This window comes from Streptomyces sp. NPDC060209, from assembly GCF_042728155.1.
In the GTDB taxonomy this organism is placed as follows: domain Bacteria; phylum Actinomycetota; class Actinomycetes; order Streptomycetales; family Streptomycetaceae; genus Streptomyces.
In genome coordinates this window covers 1-6176 of sequence record NZ_JBHWZS010000425.1, presented here as the reverse complement: position 1 = coordinate 6176, position 6176 = coordinate 1, and the positions used below count along the sequence as shown (strand labels likewise).

Here is a 6176-nt window from a genome sequence, read left to right as displayed (position 1 = left end):
CCCCCACTCTCGTACGCCAGGGGGTGCCGCCACATCGGGCGAGTGCCGCATCTCTGCGGGTGGGGGGCCTTAGGCCCGTGCGACGGATGCCTTAGTCGGCTGCCCCCGGGGCCTCAGCCCGCGGCGGAGGGCAGGGCGACGACGAGGTCGAAGTACATGGCCACGGAGATCAGCAGGCCGAGCACACCGAGCGAGATGCCCGCCACGGCGACGGAGCGGACCCAGCCTGCCTGCGGACGGATGGAGGGAGTACCGAAGGCGGGCCGGACCAGGACGAAGACGCCGACGATCAGCGCGAGCAGCGCGAAGAGCCCGTTGACGAGGGCGGTGCTGTGCCAGGCGTCTCCGTAGATCTCGGAGATCTGCTGGGCGGCGCTGCCACCGCCGGAGGTCTTGATCTGGCCCATCAGGGTCTCGCGCTCGGCGGCGACGCGGCCGGTCCACGCGCCCGAGAGCGAGACGATGCCGAGCCCGGCGGCCACCACGGCCGCGGCTCCGGTCCCGACCCCGGCGGACGCCGCCGCTTCGGCATCGGCGTAGGGGTCCGGCTCCAGGTCGACCTCCAGGCCGTCCTCCGCGGCCGCGTCCGTCGCGGCCACGTCCATCGCGGTCACGTCGGACGAGGTCACGCCCGGTGCGACGTCGTGCGGAACGGCGTCTTCCTCGGTGGCGGCCTTCTTCGTCACGTCCGGTGCGGCGGCGGTCCCGTCCGCCGCCTTCTTCTCTTCGATGTCGTCGGTGGTCGTAGTGGAGGAGGAGGTGTTCATGCGCCGCACGCTAGGGGTCCCGTATGAGAACCTCCTTAACACTGGGCGCCTCAGCCCCGTCCCGTACGCCAGTCGGGGGCCAGGACGGCCCAGATCTCCTCGTCATGGCGCTTGCCGCGGTACGGATATGCCTCGCGCAGCACACCCTCGCGGGTCATACCGAGCCGCTCGGCCACCGCGACGCTGCGCCTGTTGGCGGAGGAGGCGATCCACTCCACCCGGTGCATGCCGCGCACGTCGACGGCCCAGTCGATCAGCTTCCGTGACGCGCGGCTCACCAGGCCCCGGCCCTCAGCCGCGGCCTCCAGCCAGCAGCCGATCTCGCAGTTGCCGGTCTCCGCCTCGAATATCCGGAAGAGGACGCCACCGACCAGCGTGCCGTCCAGCCAGATGCCGTAGAGCCGGCCGGTGTCGGCCGCCTGCTTGTCCGCGTACCGCTGGAGCAGCGCCCGCGCGGAGGTGAGGTCCGTGGCGGCCGCGGCGAACGGGATCCAGGGGTCGACCAGGGCGCGCGCCCGGTCCATGTGGGCCAGGAATTCCTCCGCCTGCCAGGGCTCGAGCGGGCGGAGCTCCGCCCCGTCGTCCCCCAGTGACACCGTGAACACAGTGCGTCTCCTCCGTCTTCGTGATGGCTCAGTGAACGCGCTGCGGGGCGGCGGCCAAGGCCTCGTCACCTGCGCGCTCTCCCGGGATTTTCGCACGCGGGGCCGAGCGGTCCGGGGGCTCGATGCTGATGCGCGGAAGCAGCCGGTCCAGCCGCGCGGGCAGCCACCAGTTCGCGCCTCCGAGCATGTGCATCAGCGCGGGCACCAGCAGGGTGCGCAGGACGAAGGCGTCGAGTGCGACTGCGGCGGCCAGCGCGATGCCGAACATGGCGATGACCCGGTCGCCGCTGAGCACGAAGGCGAGGAAGACCGAGATCATGATCACCGCGGCCGAGTTGATCACCCGGCCGGTCTCGGCGAGCCCCACCCGTACGGATCGGCGGTTGTCCCCGGTCTCGAGCCACTCCTCGTACATCCGGCCGACGAGGAAGACCTGGTAGTCCATCGACAGCCCGAAGAGCACCGAGACCATGATCACCGGGAGGAAGGGCTCGATGGGGCCCGCGCTGCCGAGTCCGAGCAGCTCGCTCCCCCATCCCCACTGGAAGACCGCGACGACGACGCCGAAGGAGGCGGCGACGGCGGCCACGTTCATCACGGCGGCCTTGAGGGGAACGGCGAGCGAGCGGAACGCCAGCAGCAGGAGCAGACAGCCGAGCCCGATGACCACCCCGACGAAGAGCGGCAGTTTGCCGATGATGATCTCCGCGAAGTCGTCGTAACTGGCCGTCACCCCGCCCACATGGATCTGGAGCGAGGTGGTGTCCCCCATGGGCGGCAGGACGTCGTGACGCAGCCGGTCGACGAGCTCGCTGGTCCGCTGCGACTGCGGCGCGGACTCGGGGACGACGGTGAGGAACGCGGTGTCTCCACTGCCGTTGTACGTGAGCGGGCTCACCGAGGCGACGCCGTCGGTGCCCCGCAGCACGGCGGGCAGGCCGTCCAGGGCGAGCCGGTCGTCGGCTCCGTCGAGGTGGGCGGCTATCGTCAGCGGCCCGTTGACGCCGGGGCCGAACCCGTCGGCCAACAGGTCGTAAGCCTGACGGGTGGTGGCCGTTGCGGGGTTGTTGCCCTGGTCGGAAGTGCCCAGGTGCAGGGAGAGAGTGGGAATCGCGAGCACCGCCATGACGGCGGCGGCGACCGCTCCCAGCAGCCGGGGGCGCCGCTCCACGAAGGCCGACCACCGGGCGGCGAAACCGGTGGCCCGCTCGCTCTGCGGCCCGTGTTCGGCGAGCCGCGCGCGTTCACGACGGCTCAGGGCGCGCATACCTATGAGGGAGAGCAGGGCGGGCAGCAGGGTCACGGAGGCCGCGACGGTCAGCACCACCGTGAGGGAGGCGGCGATCGCGACACCGTTGAGGAAGCCGAGGCGCAGGACCAGCATGCCGAGCAGCGCGACGCAGACGGTGGCTCCGGCGAAGACGACGGCGCGCCCCGTCGTCACGACGGCGTTCTGCGCCGCTTCGTGCACGGACAGGCCGTGCCGCAGCCCTCGCCGGTGCCGGGTGACGATGAAGAGGGCGTAGTCGATGCCGACGCCGAGCCCGATGAGCATGCCCAGCATCGGCGCGAAGTCGGCGACGGTCATGACATGGCCGAGCAGCACGATGCCTGCGTACGCCGTGCCGACGGAGACGAGGGCGGTGGCGATGGGCAGCAGGCTCGCGGCGAGCGAGCCGAAGGCGAGGAAGAGGACGACCGCGGCGACGGCCACCCCGACGGCCTCGCTCAGATGGAGGGTGGGCGCTTCGGTCGCGGCGACGGCGGTGCCGCCGAGCTCGATCCGGAGCCCTTCGCCCGCGGCTTGCTGTGCGGTGTCGACGACGGCCTGCGCCTGTTCCGGCGGGATCTCGCCGGCCCGGTGGTCGAAGGTGACCGTCGCGTAGGCGGTGCGTCCGTCCGCGCTGATCTGCCCCTGGGACGCCGGCCCGTACGGCCCGGTGACGTCGCCGACGCCGGGCAGGGAGCCGATCGTGTGCAGCGTCCTGGTCATCGTCCGCTCGACGCCGGCGTCGCGGACACCGGCGTCCGAGGAGTGCCAGACGACGGTGCCGGTGTCACCGCCGAGGTCCTTGAACCCCGCTTGCAGGAGCTCGCCCGCGCGGCCCGACTCGGTGCCCGGCACCTCGTAGTCGTTGGAGTACGCGGAACCCGCGAACCCCGCGGCGGTGGCCACTCCCCCGAGGACGGAAAGCCAGATGAGGACGGCGGCGAGGCGGTGCCTGAGACACCAGCGTGCGATGGCGGCCAACGGACTCGCTCCTGGGGTTCGTGGACCGTAGGGGGATATAAGGGGAAGATCCCACGAAGTCACATGACCTGAGAGCCTCACTCTGTCAGCCGTTCCTGACCTTTTGCCGCTTTCGTGGTCATGGTCACATGGCTTGACTTCCGCCTCGGCCACACGCCCGGCGCCTCACCGCCGAGCCCCGCCCGCCCTTCGCCCTTCTCCGGCCCGCCCCCTGCCCGCCCCCTGCCCGTCAGCCGGAGACGCTCGCCCTGCCGTTCTCGATGTGGCCCATCAGCCGGCGCCGGAAGGAGCCCGCCTCGTCCGCGGTCACCGCGAGGTCGTACCAGCCGTGGGCGTCGGCCGCCGAATGCACGACCGTACGGCTGCGCCCCGGCTTGACCTTGACGGTCCGGCTCCAGTCCCGCAGGTCGTCCTCGTCGACGTATCCGAGGGGCCGCACGGTGAAGGTCAGTGTCCGCCTGCCGTTGTTGCGGAGCGTGAGGTGCAGGTCCCGCTCATGGGCGTCGATACGGGAGGAGAGTTCGGCGGCGCCGTCGGCGGCTCCTTCGAACTCCCGCCGGAAGCCGTTCGGCCCGGTGACCGTGAAGCGGTAGCCCTCGCCGGCCAGCGGCACCGTCCACCGTGCCGTGCCCCTGACGTCCCGGTGCTGCGGAGCGGCGAACTCCTGGGCGTAGGGGTAGAGCGTGAAGTGCGCGGAGGACCTGCCGGAGTTGCTGAGCGTCACCCGCAGCCCTTCGTCCACACGCTTCGCCTGCGCGTCGGACTGGTAGGGCAGGGGCCGTGCCGGGCGGGTGCCCGTCTCCTGGACGGGCATGTGCTGGACAGCCGGCGGCTTCGGCTGCCAGCGTCCGCCGAACGGCGGGATCGCGGCGGGGCGCTCGGTCTCCGGCTGCCGCCGCGCGCGGGTGAAGTCGAAGGCCGAGGTGAGGTCGCCGGTGACCTGGCGCCGCCAGTCACCGATGTTCGGCTCCCTCACCCCTGTCCAGCGCTCCAGGAGGCGGATCACGGAGGTGTGGTCGAAGACCTCGGAGCAGACGTATCCGCCGACCGACCACGGGGAGACGACCAGCATGGGCACCCGCACCCCCAGCCCCGTGGGCCTGCCCTCCCAGTACTCCTCGGTCACCTCCGCGGGGGCGACCGGTGGCGGCACGTGGTCGAAGAAGCCGTCGTTCTCGTCGTAGTTGATGAGGACGACGGTCCGCCGCCACACATCGGGATGCCTGCCGAGCGCGTCCAGGACCTTGTAGACGATCGTCGCGCTGTGCACCGGCGAGGAGACGCTCGGGTGCTCGGAGTCCACCGCCGACGGGACCAGGTAGGAGACCTCGGGCAGTTTCCCCTCCGCCACGTCCCGGGCGAACTCGTCGGCGAGCGTGCCCGTCTCCACCCGTCGCAGCCCCCGCTCGAACAGACTGCGCTCGGCAGCCGTCAGAGCGGCGACGCCCTCGTCGAGCAGGCCCAGCAGCCGCTCCCGCTCACCCGCCCCGTCCGCCTCACGCACGGTGGCGTAGAAGGACTCCATGTAGGTGTGGCCGCCGGTCCTTGTCAGCGCCTTACGGGCGACGGCCTTGAAGGTGGCGAAGAACTCGATCTGGTTGTCGGTGAAGTTCTCCCACTCGGTGTACGTCTTCCAGCTCCGCCCGGCCTTCTCCAGCCGCTCGGCATACGTGCCCCAGTCGTATCCGGGGTGTGTGCCCTCGTCGTAAGCGTCGTTGCCCACGGCCCGCCTGCCGTCGGCCTCGTCGCCCGTCCTGCCGCTCCACAGGTGGTTGCGGTTCGGGCTGGTGGAGCTGTGGATCGAGGAGTGGTAGGCGTCGCAGACCGTGAAGGTGTCGGCGAGTTCGTAGTGCAGCGGGATGTCGCCGCGGTCGTAGTACGCCATGGTCGCGGCGGTCTTCGCGGTGACCCAGCCGTTCATCCAGCCGTCCGCCCAGGCCTTGGCGCCACCGTTCCAGGAGTGGTCGAGGGCGCCGATGTACTGCAGGTCCTTCTTCTGTGCTTCCGCGGCCTCGCGCACGGGGAACGGCAGGACGGTGGCACCCGCTGCTCCCGGCTGCTCGAAGACGGGCCTGCCGGAGGGGAGTTCGATGGCGTTGCGGTCACCGAAGCCGCGCACTCCGCGCAGGGTTCCGAAGTAATGATCGAAGGAACGGTTCTCCTGCATCAGGATCACCACGTGTTCGATGGCGTCCAGCCCCGCACCACCGGACCGCTCGGCCGCGGGCTGTGCGGCGATCGCCGCCTGGAGCGACGGGGGCAGGAAGGATCCCGCCGCCGCTGCGCCGAGCGCGCCGCCCCCGAGCGCGAAGAGCCGCCGCCGTGACATGTCCGTCGTCAAGTGAGCCTCCCGATTCCGTATGTACGCCTGGAAACTAGTCACGCCGGGTGGCGGCGGGAAGACCGCCGTACGGCTTGGCGGTGAACGTCCGAGAGGCGCTCGCAAGGCACGATGCCGACGGCGACGCTGCCCGGCAGAGGAGCCGGGCAGCGCAAATGGGGCGGTGCACCCGGTCAACGGGTGCACCGCCCCCAGGGCGTGTCGGGGGTCAG

4 protein-coding genes are annotated in these 6176 nt (G+C 71.2%); all 4 read right to left on the bottom strand.

Annotated features, from left to right (window positions below; all coding sequences use genetic code 11):
* Positions 1–113 precede the first annotated feature (113 nt).
* On the bottom strand, positions 114–767 hold the full coding sequence (locus ACFWFI_RS40205; protein ID WP_387400500.1) for a hypothetical protein: 654 nt from the start codon (positions 765–767) through the stop codon (positions 114–116).
* A 50-nt stretch (positions 768–817) separates the two neighbouring features.
* The gene (locus ACFWFI_RS40200; RefSeq protein WP_387400498.1) at positions 818–1372 is read right to left on the bottom strand and encodes a GNAT family N-acetyltransferase; all 555 of its coding nucleotides are present in this window, start codon (positions 1370–1372) and stop codon (positions 818–820) included.
* Positions 1373–1400: 28 nt separating this feature from the next.
* On the bottom strand, positions 1401–3623 hold the full coding sequence (locus tag ACFWFI_RS40195; protein WP_387400496.1) for an MMPL family transporter: 2223 nt from the start codon (positions 3621–3623) through the stop codon (positions 1401–1403).
* A gap of 229 nt (positions 3624–3852) precedes the next feature.
* Positions 3853–5964: a phosphocholine-specific phospholipase C gene (locus ACFWFI_RS40190; RefSeq protein WP_387400494.1), complete on the bottom strand. Its 2112-nt coding sequence runs from the start codon at positions 5962–5964 to the stop codon at positions 3853–3855.
* Positions 5965–6176: the final 212 nt, after the last annotated feature.

Excerpts from the sequence above, each read along its gene's own strand:
- ACFWFI_RS40205 (WP_387400500.1), bottom strand. The coding sequence starts at position 767 with ATGAACACCTCCTCCTCCACTACGACCACCGACGACATCGAAGAGAAG.